General features: G+C 70.6%; 24 protein-coding genes and 1 riboswitch. Of the genes, 12 read left to right on the forward strand and 12 right to left on the reverse strand.

Annotated elements, in window-relative coordinates; all coding sequences use genetic code 11:
* Positions 1–307 precede the first annotated feature (307 nt).
* The 4 genes from ABZO29_RS24220 to ABZO29_RS24235 all read right to left on the reverse strand — a co-directional run bounded on the left by ABZO29_RS24220 (position 308) and on the right by ABZO29_RS24235 (position 1,965).
* On the reverse strand, positions 308–793 hold the full coding sequence (locus ABZO29_RS24220; RefSeq protein WP_367322265.1) for a hypothetical protein: 486 nt from the start codon (positions 791–793) through the stop codon (positions 308–310).
* Between the two features lie 5 nt (positions 794–798).
* Positions 799–939, reverse strand: a complete 141-nt coding sequence (locus tag ABZO29_RS24225) for a hypothetical protein (protein WP_367322266.1) — start codon at positions 937–939, stop codon at positions 799–801.
* Between the two features lie 60 nt (positions 940–999).
* Positions 1,000–1,266, reverse strand: a complete 267-nt coding sequence (locus ABZO29_RS24230; protein WP_367322267.1) for a hypothetical protein — start codon at positions 1,264–1,266, stop codon at positions 1,000–1,002.
* 123 nt (positions 1,267–1,389) lie between these two features.
* Complete coding sequence (locus ABZO29_RS24235) at positions 1,390–1,965, reverse strand: TerD family protein (protein WP_030829245.1); 576 nt, start codon at positions 1,963–1,965, stop codon at positions 1,390–1,392.
* A gap of 172 nt (positions 1,966–2,137) precedes the next feature.
* Here ABZO29_RS24235 and arfB point away from each other — a divergent pair, with 172 nt between their 5' ends.
* Complete coding sequence (gene arfB / locus ABZO29_RS24240) at positions 2,138–2,575, forward strand: alternative ribosome rescue aminoacyl-tRNA hydrolase ArfB (RefSeq protein WP_367322268.1); 438 nt, start codon at positions 2,138–2,140, stop codon at positions 2,573–2,575.
* 103 nt (positions 2,576–2,678) lie between these two features.
* On the opposite strand, the gene ABZO29_RS24245 is transcribed toward arfB, so the two are convergent.
* Positions 2,679–3,197, reverse strand: coding sequence for a flavin reductase family protein (locus ABZO29_RS24245; RefSeq protein ID WP_367322269.1), 519 nt, complete (start codon positions 3,195–3,197; stop codon positions 2,679–2,681).
* Positions 3,198–3,599: 402 nt separating this feature from the next.
* On the opposite strand from ABZO29_RS24245, the gene cdgB reads away from it, so the two are divergent.
* Together cdgB and ABZO29_RS24255 are read left to right on the forward strand one after the other, a co-directional pair.
* Entirely contained in the window at positions 3,600–5,267 is a 1,668-nt protein-coding gene (gene cdgB / locus ABZO29_RS24250) for a diguanylate cyclase CdgB (protein ID WP_367322270.1), read from the forward strand.
* Positions 5,268–5,410: 143 nt separating this feature from the next.
* Positions 5,411–6,376, forward strand: coding sequence for a carbohydrate-binding protein (locus ABZO29_RS24255; protein WP_367322271.1), 966 nt, complete (start codon positions 5,411–5,413; stop codon positions 6,374–6,376).
* A 14-nt stretch (positions 6,377–6,390) separates the two neighbouring features.
* On the opposite strand, the gene ABZO29_RS24260 is transcribed toward ABZO29_RS24255, so the two are convergent.
* The 3 genes from ABZO29_RS24260 to ABZO29_RS24270 form a co-directional block, all read right to left on the reverse strand.
* Positions 6,391–7,320, reverse strand: coding sequence for a 1-phosphofructokinase family hexose kinase (locus tag ABZO29_RS24260; RefSeq protein ID WP_367322272.1), 930 nt, complete (start codon positions 7,318–7,320; stop codon positions 6,391–6,393).
* A 124-nt stretch (positions 7,321–7,444) separates the two neighbouring features.
* Complete coding sequence (nagA, locus tag ABZO29_RS24265) at positions 7,445–8,590, reverse strand: N-acetylglucosamine-6-phosphate deacetylase (RefSeq protein WP_367322273.1); 1,146 nt, start codon at positions 8,588–8,590, stop codon at positions 7,445–7,447.
* Positions 8,590–9,609 carry an ROK family protein gene (locus ABZO29_RS24270; RefSeq protein ID WP_367322274.1) on the reverse strand — a complete coding sequence of 340 codons (1,020 nt, stop codon included), beginning with the start codon at positions 9,607–9,609 and terminating at the stop codon, positions 8,590–8,592. Before ABZO29_RS24270 ends, nagA begins: the two co-directional genes overlap by 1 nt.
* A 107-nt stretch (positions 9,610–9,716) precedes the next feature.
* Here ABZO29_RS24270 and ABZO29_RS24275 point away from each other — a divergent pair, with 107 nt between their 5' ends.
* The 3 genes from ABZO29_RS24275 (at position 9,717) to otsB (ending at position 12,164) form a co-directional block, all read left to right on the forward strand.
* On the forward strand, positions 9,717–10,988 hold the full coding sequence (locus ABZO29_RS24275) for an extracellular solute-binding protein (RefSeq protein WP_367326227.1): 1,272 nt from the start codon (positions 9,717–9,719) through the stop codon (positions 10,986–10,988).
* A 32-nt stretch (positions 10,989–11,020) separates the two neighbouring features.
* Positions 11,021–11,260, forward strand: coding sequence for a DUF3263 domain-containing protein (locus tag ABZO29_RS24280; protein WP_367322275.1), 240 nt, complete (start codon positions 11,021–11,023; stop codon positions 11,258–11,260).
* A 64-nt stretch (positions 11,261–11,324) separates the two neighbouring features.
* On the forward strand, positions 11,325–12,164 hold the full coding sequence (gene otsB / locus ABZO29_RS24285) for a trehalose-phosphatase (RefSeq protein ID WP_367322276.1): 840 nt from the start codon (positions 11,325–11,327) through the stop codon (positions 12,162–12,164).
* Here otsB and ABZO29_RS24290 read toward each other — a convergent pair.
* A complete protein-coding gene (locus tag ABZO29_RS24290) occupies positions 12,152–13,552 on the reverse strand; it encodes a trehalose-6-phosphate synthase (protein ID WP_367322277.1) in 1,401 nt (466 codons plus the stop codon). The genes otsB and ABZO29_RS24290 overlap by 13 nt on opposite strands.
* A gap of 107 nt (positions 13,553–13,659) precedes the next feature.
* Positions 13,660–14,604: a glucosyl-3-phosphoglycerate synthase gene (locus ABZO29_RS24295; RefSeq protein ID WP_367322278.1), complete on the reverse strand. Its 945-nt coding sequence runs from the start codon at positions 14,602–14,604 to the stop codon at positions 13,660–13,662.
* A 185-nt stretch (positions 14,605–14,789) separates the two neighbouring features.
* A riboswitch (SAM riboswitch) is annotated at positions 14,790–14,945 on the forward strand.
* Positions 14,946–14,963: 18 nt separating this feature from the next.
* Here ABZO29_RS24295 and thrC point away from each other — a divergent pair.
* The 4 genes from thrC to groL all read left to right on the forward strand — a co-directional run bounded on the left by thrC (position 14,964) and on the right by groL (position 19,140).
* Positions 14,964–16,247: a threonine synthase gene (gene thrC / locus ABZO29_RS24300; RefSeq protein ID WP_367322279.1), complete on the forward strand. Its 1,284-nt coding sequence runs from the start codon at positions 14,964–14,966 to the stop codon at positions 16,245–16,247.
* Between the two features lie 43 nt (positions 16,248–16,290).
* Positions 16,291–16,566: a ubiquitin-like small modifier protein 1 gene (locus ABZO29_RS24305; protein ID WP_010035955.1), complete on the forward strand. Its 276-nt coding sequence runs from the start codon at positions 16,291–16,293 to the stop codon at positions 16,564–16,566.
* 430 nt (positions 16,567–16,996) lie between these two features.
* Positions 16,997–17,203 (forward strand): cold-shock protein, encoded by a 207-nt coding sequence (locus ABZO29_RS24310; protein WP_019057200.1) that lies wholly within the window; start codon positions 16,997–16,999, stop codon positions 17,201–17,203.
* A 314-nt stretch (positions 17,204–17,517) separates the two neighbouring features.
* The gene (gene groL / locus ABZO29_RS24315; RefSeq protein WP_367322280.1) at positions 17,518–19,140 is read left to right on the forward strand and encodes a chaperonin GroEL; all 1,623 of its coding nucleotides are present in this window, start codon (positions 17,518–17,520) and stop codon (positions 19,138–19,140) included.
* Between the two features lie 110 nt (positions 19,141–19,250).
* Here the strand turns inward: groL and ABZO29_RS24320 are convergent, their stop codons facing one another.
* Entirely contained in the window at positions 19,251–19,919 is a 669-nt protein-coding gene (locus ABZO29_RS24320) for a trans-aconitate 2-methyltransferase (RefSeq protein ID WP_367322281.1), read from the reverse strand.
* 138 nt (positions 19,920–20,057) lie between these two features.
* On the opposite strand from ABZO29_RS24320, the gene ABZO29_RS24325 reads away from it, so the two are divergent.
* The gene (locus tag ABZO29_RS24325) at positions 20,058–21,188 is read left to right on the forward strand and encodes an NADH:flavin oxidoreductase (RefSeq protein WP_367322282.1); all 1,131 of its coding nucleotides are present in this window, start codon (positions 20,058–20,060) and stop codon (positions 21,186–21,188) included.
* Between the two features lie 143 nt (positions 21,189–21,331).
* Positions 21,332–22,885, forward strand: a complete 1,554-nt coding sequence (locus ABZO29_RS24330) for a carboxylesterase/lipase family protein (protein ID WP_367322283.1) — start codon at positions 21,332–21,334, stop codon at positions 22,883–22,885.
* 6 nt (positions 22,886–22,891) lie between these two features.
* Here ABZO29_RS24330 and ABZO29_RS24335 read toward each other — a convergent pair whose 3' ends face one another.
* The gene (locus ABZO29_RS24335; RefSeq protein ID WP_367322284.1) at positions 22,892–23,467 is read right to left on the reverse strand and encodes a hypothetical protein; all 576 of its coding nucleotides are present in this window, start codon (positions 23,465–23,467) and stop codon (positions 22,892–22,894) included.
* Between the last annotated feature and the right edge of the window lie 54 nt (positions 23,468–23,521).

The raw sequence follows: 23,521 nt of genomic DNA on the forward strand, positions 1-23,521 counted from the left end.
TCAGGGCGGCGGCGCGCAGGGTGGTCTTGCGGGAGGTGCGGGTGGCGCGGGACTGCAGTCTCACTCGATCTCCTTCATCACTGACCTCGGGGTTCGAGGCGCAGGACTGGCCTCATGGTTGAGGCACAGGTGGGGTACAGAGTTGCGGCGAGCGAGGAGAGGGTGGCACTCCGACCGGCCTTTTTGACAGAGCGCAGTCAAGATTTTACGTGTTTGTATCCGAAAGTCGTTACATGAGATCCGTTATACGGACGGGGTGGGGTGGCTCAACTCCACATCGAATCCAGCGGAGTTGACGCACGATTCGTCACACCCGGCGGTCGGTGCCGAGGTCGAGATCGAGATCGCGGCGCATCGCGGCGCGCGCGGCCCAGACGGCTCGGCCGTGACGGAGGCGGTGCTCCTGGAACTCGGGTGAGTCGAGCGGAGGGTCGCCCGCGGCCAGCACCTCCAGCAGTTCCCGCAGGGTCGCGTAGACGGCCTCGAGCAGGTCGGACAGCTCCCGCGGGGCGCAGATCAGCGCGGACTCGCGGACCTCGTCGCAGCCGGAGGCGCGGAAGGCCTCACGTACGGAGGCGTCCCGGCCCGTTCCCTCCGGGGGCCGGGCCGAGGCCGCGTACATGTCCTCGTACGCCTGCCGGTACTTGGTCAGGCAGGTCACGTATATCGCCTTGCGTTCCTGCCTGTTCCGCTCCGCGAGGTCACGGCGCCAGCGCATCCGGTCGGCGAGCAGGGTGGAACCGACGCCGACGAGTGCGCCGAGGCCGGTCGCGGCGAGGGTCGCCCACTCCACGGTGGTCAGGCCTCGTCCAACTCGTCGAGGAGCCGGGCCAGATCGGGCGGCCGGATCGGCTCCGGCGCTTCGGCGAGCTCCTGTTCGGTGAGGAGGGGTGCGGGGATGCCGTGGTCGGGGGTGAGGGTGAGGGGGGCGAGGATCATGGGCGCAGGTTAGCCGCGGGCGCCGAGGTGGCAGGCCGCGGAGGCGTTCGAGGGCCGGACTCAGGCGACCGGGGAATGCCCGCCCGGTGTTGCGTCGTCCGGTCGCTGATTGTCGTGGGCGGTGAAGGCGAGGACCGAACTGTCGCCGTCCAGGTCGATCGTCAGCGACGCGTCCAGCGCCTCGGCAAGCCGGGTGAGCAGCGGAAGGGGCGGCACGGCGTCGCCGCCCTCGATGTCGGCGATCCGCCGCTCGGGAGCGAGCAGGTAAGTGATGCGGACCGCACTCCCGTCCATGGTGAAGCGCAGCAGCGAGCATGTCGGCGGCATGCTCGGCCTTGTCGTACGGGCCGTCCGGGAGGAGTGTGCTGTGGCGGATCCGCCCCTGACGCCGAACTGCCCCGTGCCAGGGCGGGCCTGGCGCGGGGCAGAAGGCGTTCGGGTTCAGGTGTGTCAGACGTTGACGCCGAAGTCCTGGGCGATGCCGACCAGGCCCGAGGCGTAGCCCTGGCCGACCGCGCGGAACTTCCACTCGGCGCCGTTGCGGTACAGCTCGCCGAAGACCATCGCCGTCTCCGTCGCCGCGTCCTCCGACAGGTCGTAGCGGGCGATCTCCGCGCCGCCGGCCTGGTTGACGATGCGGATGTAGGCGTTGCGGACCTGGCCGAAGTTCTGCGAACGGTTCTCGGCGTCGTAGATCGAGACCGGGAAGACGATCTTGTCGATGTCGGCCGGGAGGGCCGCCAGGTTGACGTTGATCGCCTCGTCGTCGCCCGCGCCCTCACCGGTGCGGTTGTCGCCGGTGTGGACGATCGTGTTGTCCGGGGTCTGCTTGTTGTTGAAGAAGACGAAGTGGGCGTCGGAGTAGACCTTGCCCTGGGTGTTGACCGCGATCGCGGAGGCGTCGAGGTCGAAGTCCGTGCCGGTGGTGGTGCGGACGTCCCAGCCGAGACCCACGGTGACGGCGGTCAGGCCCGGAGCCTCCTTGGTGAGCGAGACGTTGCCACCCTTGGACAGGCTTACAGCCATTGTTGGGAGTCCCTTCCCTCGTTGCGGTACGGCAAGAAGCTACAGCTACCCGTATGAACGCCGAGAGAGGTATCAAAGGTTCCAGGTGTCTTTACTCTCTTTACCAAGTGACTCCGGGGGAGGGACACGCCCTCGGATATTCGGGTGACGTGGACCGGACAGACGCGCGACCATGGACGGCATGTCCGGTCCTTACGTCATCCGTGGCTCCGTCTCGCTTCCCGAGGCCGAGCTCATGTGGCGTTTCTCGCGGTCGTCGGGTCCCGGCGGACAGCACGTCAACACCAGCGACTCCCAGGTCGAGCTGCGCTTCGACCTCGCGCGGACCGAGGCGCTGCCCGAGGTGTGGAAGCAGCGGGCCCTCGAACGGCTCGCGTCCCGTCTCGTGGACGGCGTCGTCAGCGTCCGCGCCTCCGAGCACCGCTCCCAGTGGCGCAACCGCGAGGCCGCCGCGGTACGCCTCGCCGCCCTCCTCGCCGAGGCGACGGCCCCGCCGCCCAGGCCGCGCCGGCCGACCCGCATCCCGCGGGGCATCAACGAACGCCGGCTCCGTGAGAAGAAGCAGCGCTCCGACACCAAGCGGGGGCGGTCCGGGCGGGACTGGGCGTAGCGGCGTGTTCCTGGTCGGCGCGGACCGTTGACCTGTCGCCGCGTCGAATTCCGGGGTGCTATTTCCTCGCGGCGCGGTGAAGAAAGTCCGTACGGACGAGGAATTATCCCAACTGCCGGTACCGGCCCCGGAAATACACCAGCGGCCCGCCCTCCGCGTTCGGCACCCGCGCGGTCAGCACGCGCCCGATCACCAGCGTGTGGTCGCCCGCCGTCACCCGCTGCTCGGTGCGGCACTCCAGGGTGGCGAGGGCGCCGTCCACCAACGGGGCCCCGGTGACCCGGCCCCGGACGTACGGGAGGTCGGCGAAGAGCAGCCGGTCGCTGATGCGGCCCTTCATCGCGAAGCGGCCGGCGATCTGCCGCTGGTGCTCGGAGAGGACGGAGACCGCCCACAGGGGCTGCTCGGCGAGCAGGTCGTCCATCCGGGAGCCCTCACGCAGGCTGACCAGCACCAGCGGCGGGTCCAGGGACACGGACAGGAAGGCCGTCGCCGTCATGCCGACGTCCTCGCCGGCCGGGGCCCGCGGGTCGTCCGGGTCGAGCGGCGGCTCCTGCGCGGTCACCAGGACCACGCCGTCGGCCAGCCGCGACATGGCGGCGCGGAACTCGTCGTTGCTCACGCCCTCAGCATGCCCGGACACGGTTGTGGGGAGCGTGGGGGACGGGGCAGGGGGTGTCTTCGGCACGCCCGAAACGCTAGTGTCCGCCTTCCGTGTGCCGCATCGGACCTCCGCCCGAGCCGGGTCCTACGACTCCGGACCGACCGGGCGGGCGGTCGTGCATGATGGCCACACACCCACAAAGTTTGCGCTCGGTAAACACACAGGAAAAAAGCAGAAACCCCACTCAATTGTTCACGTTTTCCTGTGACTTGAGTCACAAGGGCCGGGAATTGTTGACCCTGTGTACCGAGTGGGCAGCGCGCTGTGATTCAGTGGCGGGGACGTAGTAACGGCATCACACCGAAAGTAGCGCCGAAGACAACCCTTGATTCGCTGCGAAGTCTCGGGGGGAGGGCGAGCATGGAGACCGAGTCGGAGCCCTATGTCCGTCTTGCGTCCCTGCGACAGCTGCACCAGGTCATGGCCGACATGAACACGGCACGCAGCCTGGCGGACACACTGCAGACCGTGGCGGACGGCGTGGTGACCGCGCTCGGCTACGAGCTGGCGTGCGTCAACCTCGTCCGCCCCGACGGTGACCTCGTCGTGGCCGCCTTCGCCGGCAATCCGGCCGCCGAGGCCCTGATCACCGGCCGCGTGGGCTCACGCGAGTCGTGGGAGCGCCGGCTCGGCATGGGCGAGAACTGGGGCGACCTGGTCTTCATCCCGCACACCGAGGGCTGGGTCCTCGACGACGACGACGTCCCGCAGTGGTACACCGACGGGCCCGCACCCCGCTTCGAGGACGAGTGGCATCCGTCGGACCGGCTCTTCGCCCCGATGTACACACCCTCCGTGCCCGGCGGTTCGTGCGGCGAGCTGATCGGCGTGCTGTCCGTGGACCGGCCGCGCAACGGGCGGCTGCCGGGAGCGTGGGGGCGCGAGGCGCTCCAGATGTACGCGTTCCAGGCAGCCATCGCGATCAGCAACGCGCGTCTACGTGCGAACATGCAGCGCGCGCTGGTCCGCCTCGAACGCGAGCAGCAGGCCCTTCGCGCCAGCGAGGAAAGCTTCCGGCAGGCGTTCGAGTACGCCCCCTCCGGCATGGCCATCGCCGAGATGGGCGGCGACCAGCACGGCCGGATCCTGCGCACCAACGACGCCCTGTGCCGCCTGCTCGGCCGCCCCGCCTCCGCGATGCGCCGCTACTCGTTCTCCGACCTCGTGCACCCGGAGGACATAGGCACGCTGCTGAGAACCTCGGCCGAGGGCGGGCGGGCCGAACTGCGCCTCGGGCGCCGCGACGGCAGCTATGTGTGGGTGTCCCTGCGCAACTCCGTCGTCGCCGACGCCGCCGACGGCCCCCGCTTCCTGCTCACCCACGTCGAGGACATCGAGGAGCGCAAGCGCCGCGAGCTGCAGCTCGCCCACCGCGCCTCCCACGACTCGCTGACCGGCCTGCCCAACTCCGCCGAGCTGCGCTCCCGCCTCTCCTCGCGCCTGTGTCAACGCGCGCAGTCGGCTCACCCCGCGCTCGACTCGTACGACTCGCAGGACGCCTCCTACGGCCACCCGGCGGTCTACGACGCCAACGGCCACGGTTTCGACTTCCGGCCCGCCACGGCGGCGTACGACGCCTTCGACCACCATGTGCACACCGTCGCCCCGGAGGACGGCCGGGACGACGGCACCAAGGGGCTCGCGGTCCTCTTCTGCGACCTCGACGGCTTCAAGTCGATCAACGACCGGTTCGGGCACAACGCGGGCGACGCGGTCCTCATCGAGGTCGCCCGGCGGCTGTCGCGCGGCGTGCGCGACGGCGACACCGTGGCCAGGCTCGGCGGCGACGAGTTCGTGATCCTCGCCGACGGACTCGGCCGGGCCGACGCCCAGGACCTGGCCGTACGCCTGCGCAACGAGATCATCCAGCCGATCCGGGCCGAGGGCCGGGCCGTGCGCGTCGGCGCCAGCTTCGGTATCGGCTGGGCCCACTGCGGCATGACGGCGGACGAGGTTCTGAAGTCAGCTGACGAACGGATGTACGTCGAGAAACGATCTCGTCCCAAACAGCACAGGCGTGCGGGGTGAACCGCAGGTCAGCAGGGCGGTCATCAAGGTGATGCGGCGTGAGTCACCCGTTCGGGGCAGACGGAGCGGGTAGGCTCGCCCTTTGCCACACGTACACACACCCGTACCGCATCCGCCCCGCACCTGTTGAGGAGTTCGAAGGTATGACGCCCGGCAACAACGGCGCGAGCACGCCGGAGGACGACGACCCGTTCGGCTACCTCTACGCCGACGGACAGGCCAACGGAGCACAGCCGCCGTCCGGTGGTTACGGCTACCCGAACTCGGTCAGCCGGGTGCGGGCGGTCGGCGAGCGGCAGTACGGGCAGGGCGCCGCCCCCGGCCAGCAGCCGACCGCGCAGTACGGCCAGACCCAGCCGACCATGCCCCAGCAGGGTGCGTACGGCCAGCCGAACGCGCACTACGCCGCACCCGAGACGTTCCCCGGCGGCGCGCCGACCACCCAGCAGCGGGCGTACGGCGAGGGCGGGGGCGGCGGTGGCCGTGGCCCCAACACCAAGGGTCTGCTGATCGGCGCGATCGCGGTGGTCGCCGCGGTCGTGATCGGCATCGGCGTCGCCATGATGAACGGCGACTCGAACGACAAGGCGGGCTCCGACGCCGCCTCGTCGCCGGCCGCGTCGCAGAGCGCCTCGCCGAGCAAGCCCGAGGCGAGCAGCAGCGCCTCCGGCGCGGCGGAGCTGCCGCCGATCGACGCGAAGGCGCTCCGGCTGGACGGGGGCGCCACGCTCGCGTCCGACGTCAAGGGCGCCCAGGCCGACGGCGGCATCTACGTGACGGGCCTCAACACCACCGGCGCCACGGTCACCTGGACCGTGAACGGCATCCCCGAGGACGGCACCTACACCCTCTTCGCGCACTACAGCGCCGCGGGTGAGGACGGGAAGATGACGCTCACGATCAACGGCAAGACGTTCGGCACCAAGCTGAGCATGAAGAACTACGCCAAGGCCGCCAAGGACGACTTCGCGAAGGGCTGGACGACCACGTTCGCGTGGCCCACCCTCACCAAGGGCACCAACACGATCAGCCTCTCCTGCCAGGACGGCGACAGCTGCAACGTCCTGCTGGACCAGCTGTGGCTGAAGCAGGGGCAGGTCGAGAAGTAGCGGGGGCACAGGGCTCAGGCCGCGGTGACCTCCCCGGTCACCGCTATCCGGCCCACCAGCTCCTCGTACGCCGACCGGTCGAAGTCGCCCGCCGTGGGGGCCAGGACCGTCGCCGCGGACAGGGCGGCCGCGCGGGCCAGCCGGTCCTGCCACGGCAGGTGCTCGACCAGGCCGGACAGCAGGCCCGCGACCGCCGAGTCGCCGGCGCCCGCCGGATTGCCGTGGACGCGGGCGGGCGGGGTGGCGCGCCAGCGTCCCTCCGCGGTCGCCGCGAGGAGGCCCTGGGCGCCCAGCGAGGCGACGACGGCCGATGCGCCGCGCCGGCGGGCGTCCTGGGTGGCGCGAAGCGGCTCGTGGGAGCCGGTGAGTTCGGCGAGTTCGTCGGCGTTGGGCTTGATGAGGTCCGGCCGGGCTGCGACCCCGCGGCGCAGCGGCTCGCCGCTCGTGTCGAGGAGGACGGGCACCTGCGCGGCGCGCGCCGTGCGGACGAGCCCCGCGTACGCCCCGACCGGCACCCCCGGCGGCAGGCTGCCGCACAGGGCCACCGCGGACGCGGACGCGACCAGATCCTCGTACGCCTCCTGGAAGGCGGACCACTCGAGGGGCGCTATGACCGGCCCCGGCTCGTTCAGCTGGGTCGTGTCTCCGGTGAGCTCGTCGACGACGGCGATCGTGCGCCGGGTCGCACCGGCGACGGGGACGAGCGCGTCCACCACCCCGGGGATGCCGGTGAGTCGCTCCTGGACGACGCGCCCGGTGGCGCCGCCCACGAAGCCGGTGACCGTCACCTCGTGCCCGAGCGCGGCCAGCACGCGGGCCACGTTCAGCCCCTTGCCACCGGGCCGTTCCGTCACGTCGGAGACCCGGTGGGACGCGTGCGGCCGAAGTGCCCGTACCCGATAGGTGATGTCGAGAGCGGTGTTCAGCGTGACCGTCAGGATCACCCGGGCCGACCTCCCCCGAAATGCGCTTTCTGCCGTGTGGTTTCCGGAGGCTCGATCATGCCAAAGAGACGGTGGTTGGCCTAGGGCCTGCAGCCGGCCACCGTCTCTCCGAGTGCGGGACGTCTCAGCCCAGTTGGGGATCGACCACCCACTCGCCGCGGCGCATCACACCCTTGAGGTCGAAGCCGGCGTCAAGGAGGACCAGGTCGGCGTCCTTGCCGGGGTCGAGGGAGCCGATCCGGTCGTACAGGCCGAGTACGCGGGCCGGGCTGGCGGAGAGCGCGGCCACCACGTCCTCCACCGGCAGCCCGTCGAGCGTCACCGCCCGCTTGAACGCGCGGTCCAGGGTCAGGGTGGAGCCCGCGATCGAGCCGCCTTCGACGAGACGCGCCACGCCCTCCGTCACGTCCACCTCCAGCGGGCCGAGCATGTACCGCCCGTCGCCGATGCCGGCCGCGTCCATCGCGTCCGTGATGAACGCCACACGGTCGGCGCCCGCGTGATGGAACGCCAGCTTCAGGGAGGCCGGGTGGAGATGCGTGCCGTCGTTGATGAGCTCGACCGTGACGCGCTCGTCCTCGAGGAGGGCGGCGATCGGGCCGGGGGAGCGGTGGCCGAGCGTGGGCATCGCGTTGTAGAGGTGGGTCGCGACGGTCGCGCCCGCCTCGATGGCCTCCACCGTCTGCTCGTACGTCGCGTCCGTGTGCCCGATCGCCGCGATCACCCCCTGCTCCGCGAGCAGCCGTACGGAGTCGATGCCGCCCGGCAGTTCGGTCGCCAGGGTCACCATCTTCGCCTTGCCGCGCGCCGCGTCGATCAGCTTGCGCACCTCCGCCGGATCCGGGTCGCGCAGCAGCTCCTCGGAGTGCGCGCCCTTGCGGCACGGTGAGATGAACGGCCCCTCGAAGTGGATGCCGGCGATCTCGCCCTGCTCGGCCAGCTCGGAGAGCAGGCCCGCCCGCTGGGCCAGGAAGTCCATGTCGACCGTGACGGTCGACGCCACCAGGGTGGTCGTGCCGTGCCGGCGGTGGGTGCGGACGCCGTTCAGGACCTCGTCGACCGTCCCGGAGGTGAAGGACGCGCCGCCGCCGCCGTGGTTGTGGATGTCGACGAAGCCCGGGACCAGCCAGTGGCCCCGTACGTCGACGACCTCGGCGTCCTCGGGGGCGCTCCCGGCGATCCGCGTGCCCTCGACGATCACGCGGCCGCCGTCCACGATCCCCGTGGGCAGCACCACCCGAGCACCGGCGAGTACCAAGCTAGGAGCCATCAGGTGGTTACCTCCGAGGGGTCAGGGGTCGTAGGACGGTCGGTTGCCGCAGGCGCGGCAGGAGACGGCGTTTCGAGGAGATCCCAGGCGAGGAGACCCGCACCGAGGCATCCCGCGGAGTCCCCCAGGGCCGCGGGGACGATGGCCGGCAGCTTCTGGAAGGTCACGCGCCGCCGCACGGCGTCCCGCAGCGGTGTGAACAACGTCTCCCCCGCCTCGGCGAGCCCGCCACCGACGATGAGTGTGCGCGGATCCAGCAGGGTGAGCGCGGTGACCAGGCCGTCGGCGAGGGCGTCGACGGCGTCCTGCCACACTCGTACGGCGTTCGGGTCCCCGGACGCGACGGCCTTCGCGCAGTCGGCCGCGTCCGCCTGCGGGTCCCCGCAGGCCGCCGCCCATGCCTCGCTCACCGCCGCCGCGGACGCGAACCGCTCCAGACACCCCCGTTGCCCGCACGGACACGGCGTGCCCCCGGGCCGTACGACGATGTGGCCGATCTCGCCCGCGAAGCCGTGCGCGCCCGCCTCCACCCGGCCGTCGATGCCGATGGCGCCCGCGATCCCGGTGCCGAGGGGCACGAAGAGGAAGCGGTCGGCTCCCTGCCCCGCGCCGATCCGGCCCTCCGCCAGCCCTCCGGTGCGCACGTCGTGGCCGAGGGCGACCGGGATGCCGCCGAGCCGGTCGGCGAGCAGGTCGCGCAGGGGTACGTCGGTCCAGCCCAGGTTGGCGGCGTAGACGGCGATGCCGCGCGCCTCGTCGACGATGCCGGGGACGGCGACGCCGGCGGCGGCCGCGGGCTCGCCGAGGTGCCGCTCGCCGTACGCGCGCAGGTCGGCGGCGAAGTCGAGGATGCCCTCGACGACCGCCTCGGGGCCGCGTTCGCGTCCGGTGGACCGGCGGGCCTGGTGCAGCAGCACGGGGCTCCCGGGGGGTGTGCCCCCGGCCGTCGCCGTGCCGGCCCCTACCAGGGCGGCCTTCATCCCGGTGCCGCCCACGTCGAGGGCGATGACATGTCTCACGGGAACAGTGTGGCCCGATTACCTGTAAGAGGTCTAGTCCACTTGCGTGGTATAGACCATAATCGCGAGGCAATGGACGGCGAGTCGAGATGGCTGGGGTGACGGCGATGCAGGGGCGGAGAGCAAGAACGATCGCGGTGGTGTCCGCGCTGGGGATGACGGCGGCCCTCGGCGGCTTCCGGCTCATCGGCAGCGGCGGAGCGAGCGAGGTGACACTCCGGCTGGTCGCCGCGGACTACGGCGACAGCGCCGCGAACAGCTCGAAGAAGTACTGGGACGAGCTGGTCGAGGAGTACGAGGCCGAGCACCCGGACGTGACGGTCGACGTCACCGTGTACTCCTGGAACGACGTCGACCGCAAGGTCAAGGAGATGGTCGCCGCCGGCGAGGCGCCCGACATGGCCCAGATCGGCGCGTACTCCGACTACGCGGCGAAGGGGCTGCTCTACAAGGCCGACGACGTGCTCTCCATACCCGTCCAGGCCGACTTCGCCCCCCAGCTCGTCGCGGCGGGACAGGTGCACGGGGTGCAGTACGGCATGCCGTTCGCGGCTTCCACGCGCCTGCTCTTCTACAACAAGAGCCTCTTCAAGCGGGCCGGGCTCACCCCGCCGAAGACCTGGGACCAGCTCGCCGCCGACGCGAAGGCGCTGAAGGCGGAGGGCGTGAAGTACCCGTACGCGCTGCCGCTCGGGCCGGAGGAGGCGCAGGCCGAGACGATGCAGTGGCTGCTCAGCGGCGGAGGCGGCTACACCGAGACCGCCGGCAGCTACCGGATCGACGACCCCGAGAACGTCCGGACCTTCACCTGGCTCAGGGACAAGCTGGTCGGCAAGGGGCTGACCGGGCCGGTCGCGCCGGGGAAGCTGAACCGTGCGGACGCGTTCGCGGCGTTCGCGAGCGGGGAGGTCGGCATGCTGAACGGCCACCCCACGCTGATGAAGCTCGCCGAGCAGAAGGGCGTGCAGGTCGGCATGGTGCCGATGCCGGGCCGCAGCGGGGAGAGCAAGGCGACGATGGGGGTCGCCGACTGGATGATGGCGTTCAAGCGGAGCGGGCACGGCGAGCAGATCGGCGACTTCCTCGACTTCGTCTACAGCGAGCAGAACGTGCTGGACTTCTCGCGTGAGTACGACCTGCTGCCGGTCACCAACTCGGCGTCCGAGGTGATGAGTTCGGCCGCGCAGGACAAGGCGCTGGAGCCGTTCCTCGAGGAACTCCCCGTCGCCGAGCTCTATCCCGTGGGGCGAACGTCGTGGGCGGCGGTCAGTGCGGCGGTGAAGCGGAGCATCGGGCAGGCGGTGACGGCGACGGGCGATCCGGCAGGGGTGCTGGGGAAGTTGCAGATGACGGCGACGAAGGCGGAGCGCGGGCAGTAGGCGGTGTCGGTGGTTGGGGCTACGGTGCGGGGATGGACGAGGAGCAGTCGGAGCTGGGCGTGCGGGAGAAGGGGATCCTCGCGCTGGAACGCAGGGGGTTTCCGGGGCCCGGCGCGAAGGAACGGGCCATACGTGAGGAACTCGGCCTTGCTCCTGTCCGCTACTACCAGCTCCTGAACGCCCTGCTTGACGACCCTCGGGCGCTGGCGCACGACCCGGTGACGGTGAACAGGCTGCGGCGGATACGGGAGAGACGGCGGGCGGACCGATAGGTCACCCGACTCGGTTTCCTGCCGGGTTCACCTCTTGTCCGAGGTCCGCCGATAAGGTCGCTCCATGGGCAGCCACCCCTTCCCGACCCCCGTCACCCAACAAGGCCGCGACGGACTGGACGCCATCCTCCGTCGGCCGGCGCACGCCGTCGTCGCCCTCGACTTCGACGGCACCCTCGCCCCCATCGTCGCCGACCCCGAGCAGGCCCGGGCGCACCCGGACGCCGTGCCCGCGCTCGCCGCGCTCGCGCCGAAGGTCGCCTCCGTGGCCGTGATCACGGGACGCCCCGCCGGCACAGCCGTGCAGCACGGCGGCTTCGCCGGAGCTGCGGGGCTCGAGCACCTCGTCGTACTCGGGCACTACGGTGCCGAGCGCTGGGAGGCCCGCACCGGCAGTCTCACGGCCCCCGACCCCCACCCCGGCGTCGCCGCCGTCCGCGCCGAGCTACCGGGGTTTCTCGACGAGATCGGAGCCGGGGCGGGCGTCTGGGTCGAGGAGAAGGGCCGGGCCGTCGCCGTCCACACACGCCGCGCCGAGGACCCGCAGGCCGCCTTCGAGGCACTCAAGAGCCCCCTCGCCGACCTCGCCGCCCGGCACGGGCTGATCGTCGAGCCGGGGCGGATGGTCCTGGAGCTGCGGCCGCCCGGCATGGACAAGGGCGTCGCCCTGCTCGAGTACGTCCGTGAGATCGGCGCCCAGGCCGTGCTCTACGCCGGTGACGACCTCGGCGACCTGCCCGCCTTCGCCGCCGTCGACAAGCTCCGCTCCGACGGCATCCCCGGCCTGCTGGTGTGCAGCGGCAGCGAGGAGGTCACGGAGCTCGCCCAGCGCGCCGACGTCGTGGTCGACGGCCCCGCGGGGGTCGTACGGCTGCTCGCCGCGCTCGCGGCTCAGCTCGGCTGATCGCCCTCCAGCGCCTGCAACTGCTCCAGGAACCACTGCTGCGGCGGCAACGCGGTCGCCGCCGCGGCCAGCCTCTTCGTCCGCTCCGCCCGTTCCTCCGGCCGCATGGTCAACGCCTCGTACAGGGCCGCCGCGGTCTGCATCACGTCGTACGGATTGACGGTGAGCGCGTCCTCGCGCAGCTCCCAGTACGCCCCCGCCTCCCGTGACAGCACCAGCGCGCAGCCCTCGTCGGAGACGACCGGCATCTCCTTGGCGACCAGGTTCATGCCGTCCCGGATGGGGTTCACCAGCGCCACGTCGGCCAGCCGGTAGGCGGCCAGTGACCTCGCGAAGTCGTCCTTCACATGCAGCACGACCGGGGTCCAGCCGGGCGTGCCGTACCGGCCGTTGATCTCCTCCGACAGCCGCTGAACCTCGGCGGTGTAGTCGCGGTACACCGCCAGGTCCTGCCGCGACGGGTACGCGAACGCCACGTGCACCACCCGTTCGCGCCACTCGGGGTGGTCGTCGAGCAGCTGCCGGTAGGCCAGCAGGCCGCGCACGATGTTCTTCGAGAGTTCCGTGCGGTCGACGCGGACGATGGTCCTGCGTCCCTCGCCGATCTCCTCGCGCAGTGCCGTCATCCGCTCCTCGACGTCCGGCTGGTGGGAGCGGGCGCGCAGGAAGTCGGCGTCGGCCCCGAGGCCGTGGACACCGACCCTGGTGGTGCCGAGGCCCCCGGTGAACTCCGTGCAGCACGCGGTGAACGCGTCCGCCCAGCGGCGCGTCAGGAAACCGAGCCGGTCCGCGCCGAGCATTCCGCCCAGCAGCCGCAGTCGGATGTCCTCCGGGAGGATCCCGAAGTAGTCCACCGGCGCCCACGGCGTGTGCGAGAAATGGCCGATGCGCAGGTCCGGGCGCAGCTCACGGAGCATCCCCGGGACCAGGCACAGGTGGTAGTCCTGCACCAGGACCGCGGCACCCTCGGCCGCCTCCTCGGCCAGCGCCTCGGCGAAGGCCCGGTTGTACGTCTCGTACGACGCCCACTGGCGCCGGAACTCCGCGTCGAAGACCGGCTCCAGCGGCGTCTGGTACAGCATGTGGTGGACGAACCACAGCACGGAGTTGGCGATGCCGTTGTAGGCGTCGGCGTGCACGTCGGCCGGAACGGGCAGCATGCGCACGCCCTCCTCGCCGACCCCGCGCCGGACGGCCTCCCGGTCGCCGTCGGAAAGCGCCGAGCACACCCACAGCGCACCGGCCTCCGGGCCGATGGCCGACAGACCGGAGACCAGCCCGCCGCCGCCCCGTTTGGCGAGCAGCGAGCCGTCCTCCCGAACCTCGTACGACACCGGGCCGCGATTGGACGCGACCAGCACCTGGGCAGCACCGAAGGTTGAAGCCATACGCCTCAACCTAGCCCGGCGCGGAAACGCTCAAACGTACGGACAGGCCAAACACGGAGGGGACTGATCCGTATACGACCGGCGGGATTCGTCACTGTATGCGTGCGTTATGCCACCTTGCGTGACGCGTATTCCGTGATCTCCACCATCGGCGGACGCTCCTCCGTGTCCACGGAGTAGGTGCGCGGTTCGAACCCGTCCTCGCCCCGCTCGAACTGGGTGAGGGAGGGGCGGATCAGATGACCGCGGGCCATCCGGAGCTGGGCGGTGCGGTAGATCGCGGCCGCCATGCGGCCCAGCGCCTGCCCGTCCTGGTGGCGGTGCTTGCGCACGCCGACGTCGACCTGGGCGAGCGCGTCCAGGCCCACCAGGTGCAGGGAGTCGACCAGCATGCCCAGCTCCACGCCGTAGCCGACGGGGAAGGGCAGCTGTTCGAGCAGGGAGCGGCGGGCCGCGTACTCGCCGCCGAGCGGCTGCACGAAACCGGCCAGCTGCGGCCAGTGCATGTTGAGCAGCGGGCGCGCCATGAGTTCGGTGACCCGGCCCCCTTGGCCCGCCGCCCCACCGAGCGGGCGGTCGTACATCGCCTTGACCAGGTCGACCTCCGGCTCGGTGAGCAGCGGGCCCACGATCCCGGAGACGAAGTCGGAGGAGAAGTCCTTCAGGTCGGCGTCGATGAAACAGACGATGTCCCCCGTGGTGACCAGCAAGGACCGCCACAGGACCTCGCCCTTGCCGGGAACGGCCGGGACGCGCGGCAGGATGTCGTCGCGGTGGACGACCCGGGCGCCCGCGGCGGCGGCCACCGCGGAGGTGCGGTCGGTGGACCCGGAGTCGACGACGACGATCTCGTCGACCAGCGGGACCTGCTGCATCAGGTCGTGGCGGATGATCGCGACGATGTCGCCGACCGTCTCCTCCTCGTTGAGCGCAGGCAGCACGACACTGACCGACTGGCCCGTGGAGCGTTTCGCTGCGAGGATCTTGTGGAGCGGACGATCGGTCACGGACCAGGACCGGGTGCTCAGCCAGCGCTCGACTTCTTCCAGCACAGTGGCGGCTCCTCTACGTTCTCGCGGCGAGTGATCCTAAGCCCGGTCCCGGGTTCGGTTCCCGGCCTGTGATCCATCTCGCGGTTCGGACGGCTATCTCAACTGTCCTGGCCTTCGGTTACAGTCTTGAACAACGCGGATGACCATCGCATGTCCGGGGTCGCCCGCCGTTTACAACCACATACAGCTCATCCAGAGGGGCAGAGGGATACGGCCCGATGAAGCCCCGGCAACCCTCCAGTCGGTACTCGTAGATCAGTGTTGATCGTCCGCGAGGCTCCCCGGCTAGGGAAGGTGCCAAATCCGTCTCACGGCGAGATGCGTCGTGAGGAAGATGAGGAGAAAGGGCCTCGCCTCACATGGCTGCGCAGACTGTTGCAAGCACCACCGATTCCACCGTAGACCTCGGGCCGGCCGCTGCCCTGAGCTGCCGCGAGTGCGGTCACCGGGTACCGCTCGGCCCCGTCTTCGCGTGCGAGGAGTGTTTCGGCCCGCTCGAGATCGCGTACGACTTCTCGTCCTACGAAACCGAGGAGCTCCGCAAGCGTATCGAGGCGGGACCCGCGAACATCTGGCGTTACGCGCCGCTGCTGCCCGTCCCCGCGGACGTGGCCGACAAGCCGAACCTCAACCCCGGCTGGACCGAGCTCGTCAAGGCCGACAACCTGGCGCGCGAGCTCGGCGTGACCGGCGGGTTGTATGTGAAGGACGACTCCGGTAACCCGACGCACTCCTTCAAGGACCGCGTCGTCGCCCAGGCCCTCGAGGCCGCCCGCGCCTTCGGCTTCACCACCCTCTCCTGCTCCTCCACCGGCAATCTCGCCGGTGCCGTCGGCGCCGCCGCCGCCCGCGCCGGCTTCCGCTCCTGCGTGTTCATCCCGCACGACCTCGAGCAGGGCAAGGTCGTCATGGCCGCCATCTACGGCGGCGACCTCGTCGGCATCGAGGGCAACTACGACGACGTGAACCGCTTCTGCTCCGAGCTGATCGGCGACCCGGCCGGCGAGGGCTGGGGCTTCGTCAACGTCAACCTGCGGCCGTACTACGCGGAGGGGTCCAAGACCCTGGCGTACGAGGTCTGCGAACAGCTCGGCTGGCGGCTGCCCGACCAGATCGTCATCCCCATCGCCTCCGGCTCGCAGCTCACCAAGGTCGACAAGGGCCTGCAGGAGCTGATCAAGCTCGGTCTCGTCGAGGACAAGCCGTACAAGATCTTCGGCGCGCAGGCCGAGGGCTGCTCGCCGGTGTCGACCGCGTACAAGGCGGGCCACGACGTCGTCCGGCCGCAGAAGCCGAACACCATCGCCAAGTCGCTGGCCATCGGCAACCCCGCGGACGGTCCGTACGTCCTCGACATCGCGCGCCGTACGGGCGGCGCTGTGGAGGACGTGACGGACGAGCAGGTGGTCGACGCGATCAAGCTGCTCGCCCGCACCGAGGGCATCTTCGCGGAGACCGCCGGTGGTGTGACCGTCGGCGTGACGAAGAAGCTGATCGAGAACGGTGAGCTCGACCCGACGAAGTCGACCGTTGTGTTCAACACGGGGGACGGTCTCAAGACGCTGGATGCGGTGGCGGGTACGGGGCTGACTGCGACCATTCGTCCCAACCTGGACTCGTTCCGTCAGGCCGGGCTCGTCTAGCCCCGCGCCCCTTAGTCCTGTCACCCGACCGGAGGTTTTCATCGTGAGCGTCACCGTCCGCATCCCCACCATCCTGCGCACCTACACCGGCGGCCAGGCCGAGGTCGCCGCCGAGGGAGCGACCCTCGGCGAGGTCATCGCCGACCTCGAGAAGAACCACACCGGTATCGCGGCGCGTGTGCTCGACGACCAGGGCAAGCTGCGTCGGTTCGTCAACGTGTACGTGAACGACGACGACGTCCGTTTCGAGCAGGGTCTGGAGACCGCGACCCCGGACGGCGCGGGTGTCTCCATCATCCCGGCGGTCGCGGGCGGCTGATCATTACCTTCGGTAACATCAGTTACCGAGAGTTCATCGAATTGCCCCTTCCGTGAGAGAAGCGGAGGGGGCAATTCTGTGTGGTTGAGCGCGGTACAGTTGGGGAACCCGACCTCGATCGACGGGTCGGTAGCCTTTGATTTCTGCCTTACACCCGACAAGAAGCAGCCAAAGTGCGTGCTCCTTTCGCGGCTTTTGTTCCTTTTGCGGGGCCCGACTTGCCCTGAATTCAGGCGAATTCTCGCCACATTCCGGATCGCGTGCGTCCAGAATTCTCGTCCGATTGACCTGTTGCAGACGGCAGTTGGGCAGATACATTCAGCCGCGGTCGACGCGTTCCGGCGCACGCCCCCGACCGATGGGGGGTGAGGTCTGACCCGGATCCGCGAAGTGTGGATCTGTGCAAGGGCCAGTAATAGGGGAGTTAGGCATGGCTCAGGGCACCGTCAAGTGGTTCAACGCGGAGAAGGGGTACGGCTTCATCGCGGTCGACGGTGGTGCGGATGTTTTCGTCCACTACAGCGCGATCCAGATGGACGGATACCGCACCCTGGAAGAGGGTCAGCGGGTCGATTTCGAGATCTCGCAGGGCCAGAAGGGGCCGCAGGCGGACATGGTCCGTCTGGCGACCAGCTGAAGCACGCGCCGACTTACTGCAGCGACGTTCTTCTGTTCATCTTCGAAGGGCTCGTACCTCACGGGGTACGAGCCCTTCGGCCTGTCCGGGGCGCCTGGAGCGCCCCGCCCGATCCCCGAGAGCCGCTTGCACTCGGCATGGCCGAGTGCTAATCATTGGCGTTAGCACTCTGAAGGTGAGAGTGACAAAGATGGACCGGGTCGGTGAGGCCCGCAGGCCAGGTGGGGCAAGGAACCACAGGTCGGCGAGCCGTCCGTCGCGGGCGCGGGCGCGGTCCGAAGGAATCACCCCCAGTCCTGGAGGGACCACTTCACATGGCCAAGATCATCGCGTTCGACGAGGAGGCGCGGCGCGGCCTCGAGCGCGGCATGAACCAGCTCGCGGACGCCGTCAAGGTGACCCTCGGCCCCAAGGGCCGCAACGTCGTCCTCGAGAAGAAGTGGGGCGCCCCCACGATCACCAACGACGGTGTCTCCATCGCCAAGGAGATCGAGCTCGAGGACCCGTACGAGAAGATCGGCGCCGAGCTGGTCAAGGAAGTCGCCAAGAAGACGGACGACGTCGCCGGTGACGGTACGACCACCGCGACCGTTCTCGCCCAGGCCCTGGTCAAGGAGGGTCTGCGCAACGTAGCCGCCGGCGCCAACCCGATGGCCCTCAAGCGCGGTATCGAGAAGGCCGTCGAGGCCGTCTCCGCCGCCCTGCTCGAGCAGGCCAAGGACGTCGAGACCAAGGAGCAGATCGCCTCCACGGCCTCCATCTCCGCCGCCGACACCCAGATCGGCGAGCTCATCGCCGAGGCGATGGACAAGGTCGGCAAGGAAGGCGTCATCACCGTCGAGGAGTCGCAGACCTTCGGTCTGGAGCTCGAGCTCACCGAGGGCATGCGCTTCGACAAGGGTTACATCTCGGCGTACTTCGCGACCGACATGGAGCGTATGGAGGCCGTCCTCGACGACCCGTACATCCTGATCGCGAACTCCAAGATCTCCTCGGTCAAGGACCTGCTTCCGCTCCTGGAGAAGGTCATGCAGTCGGGCAAGCCGCTGCTGATCATCGCCGAGGACGTCGAGGGCGAGGCCCTGTCGACCCTGGTCGTCAACAAGATCCGCGGCACCTTCAAGTCCGTCGCGGTCAAGGCCCCGGGCTTCGGTGACCGCCGCAAGGCGATGCTGAACGACATCGCCATCCTCACCGGCGGCGAGGTCATCTCCGAGGAGGTCGGTCTCAAGCTCGAGAACACCTCCCTGGACCTGCTGGGCAAGGCCCGCAAGGTCGTCATCACCAAGGACGAGACCACCATCGTCGACGGTGCCGGCTCCTCCGACCAGGTCGCGGGCCGCGTGAACCAGATCCGCGCCGAGATCGAGAACAGCGACTCCGACTACGACCGCGAGAAGCTGCAGGAGCGCCTGGCGAAGCTGGCCGGCGGCGTGGCCGTCATCAAGGCCGGTGCCGCCACCGAGGTGGAGCTCAAGGAGCGCAAGCACCGCATCGAGGACGCCGTCCGCAACGCCAAGGCGGCCGTCGAGGAGGGCATCGTCGCCGGTGGTGGCGTGGCCCTGCTGCAGACCACCAACGTCTTCGAGAAGCTGGAGCTCGAGGGTGACGAGGCGACCGGCGCCCAGGCCGTGAAGCTCGCGCTCGAGGCCCCGCTGAAGCAGATCGCCGTCAACGCCGGCCTCGAGGGCGGCGTCGTGGTGGAGAAGGTGCGCAACCTGACCCCGGGTCACGGCCTGAACGCCGCGACCGGCGAGTACGTCGACCTGGTCAAGGAAGGCATCATCGACCCGGCGAAGGTGACCCGCTCTGCCCTGCAGAACGCCGCCTCCATCGCCGCGCTCTTCCTCACCACCGAGGCCGTCATCGCCGACAAGCCGGAGAAGGCCGCGGCCCCGGCCGGCGGCGGCATGCCGGGCGGTGACATGGACTTCTGATCCTTCCGAGGATCGGGTCCGTCCGCAGTACCGAGGGCGGCACCCCCTGTTCGACAGGGGGTGCCGCCCTCGGGCTTTTGCGGGTGCGCGGTCAGCAGGAGGTGTAGCGGTCAGCAGGAGGTGTAGTAGGAGCCGACCGCGGGCTGGCCCGTGTAGTTGGGACCGGCGCCGGGGTCGGCGCCGACGTAGCGGAGGGGGAGGGTCACGGCCCGTCCGCCTTCGAGAGTGATCCGGTGGTGGCGGGCGCTGTAGCGGAACCCCGCCGTCCGCAGTGCCGACACGGCCGCCCGTCCCGCCGCCGAGCCGTCGGGCCGACGGACCGAATCCGGGTCGAAGTGCGCGGCCAGCAGCCCGTCGGGGGCGAGCCAGGAGGCGGCACGCGCCAGCAGACCCAGCTGGTCGCCGACGTAGTGCAGACCGTGCACGCAGGTGATCAGGTCGTACGTCCGCACCGGGGCCCAGGACGAGACGGAGCCGACGACCTCCTCCAGGGCGGGCGGAGCCGGTGCGGGGACGAGCGGGCCGACCAGGTCGACGCCGGTGAGCACGGCGTCGGCCGGGAGGCCGGCAGCCGCCTCGCGCAGGGCGCGGCCCTCACCGCTGCACAGGTCCAGCCACGAGGGGGCGGGGCGGCCCGCCAGCCGGGCGAGGGGATCGAAGCCCAGCTCACGGGCGTAGCTGTTCACCCCGGCGAGACCGCGTTCGCGGTTCATCGTGTTGTTGGCGACCACGGAGGACCGCTCCAGCTCGCTCGAGGAGACCAGCGAAGGCTTTGTCATACGGACATTCTCGGGAGGCGAGCGGGTGTCCCGGATCACAGGGCGAGCGGGATGGCAGGGGTGGGCGGGGCGGTTGACGCTGACGTAGTGTCCATGCGCCTGCACATACCAGCTGGTCTCTTCGAGGAGCTCCCCCCAGTGACCGTTTCCACCGCCGAGTCCGCGTCCCGCGCCGCCCGGATCCTGTCCCGCCCGGTCTCGATCAACGGCCTCACCGTTCCCAACCGCATCGTGATGGCGCCGATGACCCGCCAGTTCTCCCCGGGCGGCATCCCCGGCGAGGACGTCGTGTCGTACTACTCCCGCCGCGCCGCGGCCGGCGTCGGTCTCATCGTCACCGAGGGCACCTACGTGGGGCACGAGTCGGCCGGGCAGAGCGACCGTGTGCCGCGGTTCCACGGCGAGGAGCAGCTGGCGGGCTGGGCGAAGGTCGCCGAGGCCGTGCACGCGGCGGGCGGGACGATCGTGCCGCAGCTCTGGCACATCGGGATGGTGCGCAAGCAGGGCCAGCCGCCGTACGCCGACGCGCCCGCCGTCGGCCCTTCCGGCATCCGCACCGACGGCACCGAGGGAGCCGGCAAGGCGATGACCCAGGGCGACCTGGACGACGTCATCGGCGCGTTCGCCGAGGCGGCGGCCGCCGCGGAGCGCGCCGGCTTCGACGGCGTCGAGCTGCACGGCGCCCACGGCTACCTCATCGACCAGTTCCTGTGGTCCGGCACCAACCGCCGTACCGACGCCTACGGCGGCGACCCCGTCGCCCGTACGAGGTTCGCGGCCGAGATCGTGGCCGCCGTACGGGAGAAGATCTCGCCGGACTTCCCCGTGCTCTTCCGGTACTCGCAGTGGAAGCAGGACGCCTACGACGCGAAGCTCGCCGAGACCCCGGAGGAGCTGGAGGCCATCCTCACCCCGCTCGCCGCGGCCGGCGTCGACGCCTTCCACGCCTCCACGCGGCGCTACTGGCTCCCGGAGTTCGAGGGTTCCGACCTCAACCTCGCGGGCTGGACGAAGAAGCTCACCGGCAAGCAGGCCATCACCGTCGGCTCGGTCGGCCTCGACGGCGACTTCATCCGGGGCTTCATGGGCGAGGGTTCCCCGGTCAAGGGCATCGACGACCTCCTCGACCGTCTGGAGCGCGACGAGTTCGACATGGTGGCCGTCGGCCGCGCCCTCCTCCAGGACCCGGAGTGGGCGGCGAAGGTCCTCGGCGACCGCTGGGCGGAGCTGAAGCCGTACGACGCGGCTGCGCTGAAGACGCTGAGCTGAGTCCCGACTGCCGGGTGGGGTCCGGGAAATGAGGGCCTCTCACCTCTCGGACACCATCTGGAACGCTCCCTCACGTGGCGGCCTGGCACTTTCTTCACCGCCCCACCGTTCACCCGGCAGCCCCCCACGATGAGGAGTCGACGATGACGACAGCCGAGCCGCGTGAGTCCGCGACCGAACCCGTGGCCCGCACCGCTGCCGGAGCCGTGCGCGGGAGCCGGGAGGACGGTCTGACCGTCTTCCGCGGCATCCCGTACGCCGAACCCCCGGTGGGAGAGGCCCGCTTCCAGGCCCCGCGCCCCGTCGGGGCCTGGGAGGGCACCCGGGACGCGTACGCCTTCGGCCCGCCGCCCCCGCAGGAGACGTCCTTCATGGGTCTCACGGGCCGGCTGGAGGCACCTACCGGGGACGACTGGCTGACCGTCAACGTCTGGACGCCGGAGGTGGATCCGGCGCCTTTCGCCCTGCGCCCGGTGATGGTGTGGATCCACGGCGGCGCCTACAAGCTCGGCCACTCCGGGAGCCCCGGCTACGACGCGCAGCACATAGCCCGCGCCGGCGACCTGGTGGTGGTGACCCTGAACTACCGCCTGGGCGTGGAGGGTTTCGCCCGTATCGAGGGCGCCCCCGCCAACCGGGGGCTGCTCGACCAGGTCGCCGCGCTTGAGTGGGTGCGGGACAACATCGCGGCGTTCGGCGGCGATCCCGGCCAGGTCACCGTCTTCGGCGAGTCGGCGGGCGCGGGTTCGGTCGCGGCCCTGCTCGCCATGCCGAGCGCGAGGGGTCTCTTCCGGCGGGCGATCGCGCAGAGCGTGCCGGGCACGTACTTCTCCGACGAGCTGGCCCGGGACATGGCGGTGGCGATGGCCGCCGAGGTGGGCCTGCGCCCCACGGCCGCCGACCTGTCGACCGTGGACCCGCGCGAGCTGCCCTCGGCCGGGGCGGCCCTGGGCGCCAAGATGATGACGTACGCCGACAGATGGGGCCAGGCCGCCCCGACCCTCACCCCCTTCTCCCCGGTCGTCGACGGAGAGGTCCTGCCGGTGACTCCCTGGCAGGCGCTGGAGTCGGGCGCTGCCCGGGACATCGAACTGGTCGTCGGGCACAACGCCGACGAGTTCCGCCTGTTCCTGGCGCTCGGTGACCGACTCGGAAAGATCACGGAGGAGCAGGCGGCCTGGGCTCTGCGCCTGTTCGCCCCGGGCGGCGGTGAGGCGGGTGAACGCGCCTACCGTGCGGCATTTCCACAGGCCACGCCGGACTGGCTGTTCGAACGCGTCCAGTCGGACTGGCTGTTCCACATGCCGAGCCTGCACCTGGCCGAGGCGCAGGTCGCGGGCGGCGGCCGCGCCCATGTCTACGAACTGACCTGGCCGGCCCCGGGCAACGGCGGCGGCCTGGGCGCCTGCCACGGCCTGGACATCCCGCTGCTGTTCGGCACGTTCACGGCGGACCTCGCCCTGCTGCTGTTCGCGGGAGTTGCGGTGTCCGCGGAGGCCGAGGCGCTGTCGTCCCGTTTCCGGTCGTCCTGGACGGCGTTCGCGAGGACGGGCGACCCGGGCTGGCCGGCGTACGACGGGGAACGGCGGCTGGTGCAGGTGCTGGACGCGCGGCCGGAGGTGCGGGCCTATCCGGAGGAGGCCTCGCGGCGGCTGTGGGAGGGCTACGACTTCGCACCGCTCCCGCTGCTCCGCTGAGGGTGCTTACAGGTTGCCCATCGGCTCGATGTCGACCTGTACCGGCGTGCCCCACACCCGGAGCACCTCGTAGTCGGTGAACTCGTGCACGAGCCGGTAGGCCATCGCCGGCCGGGATCCGCGCCGCTGGGCGGCGAGATACAGCTCGGCCTCCCGGCGGTCCCGGCGCGGGGTGCCGCACAGCTGCCACTCCCGGCCGTTCCACAGCTCCGGCAGCCAGCGCTGCTGGGGCTGCGGGCGGTCGGCGCGGATGCCGTAGCGGGAGGGGGAGGACGCGGCGGGCTCCTCCGGGCGCGGGTGGAGGGAGCCGTTGAACTCGGCGCGCCGGGCGGCACGTCGCCGCGTCTCGCACAACAGGCACCGGTCGTGCGCACCCTCGTCGACGGGCCCGTTGGGATGCTCGGCGCAGCGGGTGTTGGGCGCGGTGGAGGTGACGCTCTCCTCCAACAGGTCCAGAGCCCGCCGCAGATCCGCCTTCACCTCGTGCAGCCGCGCGTCGGGCGTCTCGGCGGTGAGGGCCTCGCCGTGTTCACCGAGGAGACGGAGGGCGCGGCCGAGGGCGGTGAGCTGAGCGTGGTTCATGCCGCGCGTCTCCGTTCCCGTGGGTCGTGTTCCCGCAACTCTTGCGGACCTCCA

Origin of the sequence: Streptomyces sp. HUAS ZL42, assembly GCF_040782645.1 — a bacterium.
Lineage (GTDB): Bacteria > Actinomycetota > Actinomycetes > Streptomycetales > Streptomycetaceae > Streptomyces.

Coding starts and splice junctions, on each gene's coding strand:
- nagA (WP_367322273.1), bottom strand. CDS start 8,590: ATGGCTCCTAGCTTGGTACTCGCCGGTGCTCGGGTGGTGCTGCCCACG.
- ABZO29_RS24225 (WP_367322266.1), bottom strand. CDS start 939: ATGATCCTCGCCCCCCTCACCCTCACCCCCGACCACGGCATCCCCGCA.
- ABZO29_RS24335 (WP_367322284.1), bottom strand. CDS start 23,467: ATGAACCACGCTCAGCTCACCGCCCTCGGCCGCGCCCTCCGTCTCCTC.
- groL (WP_367322280.1), top strand. CDS start 17,518: ATGGCCAAGATCATCGCGTTCGACGAGGAGGCGCGGCGCGGCCTCGAG.
- cdgB (WP_367322270.1), top strand. CDS start 3,600: ATGGAGACCGAGTCGGAGCCCTATGTCCGTCTTGCGTCCCTGCGACAG.
- otsB (WP_367322276.1), top strand. CDS start 11,325: ATGGGCAGCCACCCCTTCCCGACCCCCGTCACCCAACAAGGCCGCGAC.
- ABZO29_RS24310 (WP_019057200.1), top strand. CDS start 16,997: ATGGCTCAGGGCACCGTCAAGTGGTTCAACGCGGAGAAGGGGTACGGC.
- ABZO29_RS24235 (WP_030829245.1), bottom strand. CDS start 1,965: ATGGCTGTAAGCCTGTCCAAGGGTGGCAACGTCTCGCTCACCAAGGAG.
- arfB (WP_367322268.1), top strand. CDS start 2,138: ATGGACGGCATGTCCGGTCCTTACGTCATCCGTGGCTCCGTCTCGCTT.
- ABZO29_RS24280 (WP_367322275.1), top strand. CDS start 11,021: ATGGACGAGGAGCAGTCGGAGCTGGGCGTGCGGGAGAAGGGGATCCTC.
- ABZO29_RS24330 (WP_367322283.1), top strand. CDS start 21,332: ATGACGACAGCCGAGCCGCGTGAGTCCGCGACCGAACCCGTGGCCCGC.
- ABZO29_RS24320 (WP_367322281.1), bottom strand. CDS start 19,919: ATGACAAAGCCTTCGCTGGTCTCCTCGAGCGAGCTGGAGCGGTCCTCC.
- ABZO29_RS24230 (WP_367322267.1), bottom strand. CDS start 1,266: ATGCCGCCGACATGCTCGCTGCTGCGCTTCACCATGGACGGGAGTGCG.
- ABZO29_RS24275 (WP_367326227.1), top strand. CDS start 9,717: ATGCAGGGGCGGAGAGCAAGAACGATCGCGGTGGTGTCCGCGCTGGGG.
- ABZO29_RS24290 (WP_367322277.1), bottom strand. CDS start 13,552: ATGGCTTCAACCTTCGGTGCTGCCCAGGTGCTGGTCGCGTCCAATCGC.
- ABZO29_RS24255 (WP_367322271.1), top strand. CDS start 5,411: ATGACGCCCGGCAACAACGGCGCGAGCACGCCGGAGGACGACGACCCG.
- thrC (WP_367322279.1), top strand. CDS start 14,964: ATGGCTGCGCAGACTGTTGCAAGCACCACCGATTCCACCGTAGACCTC.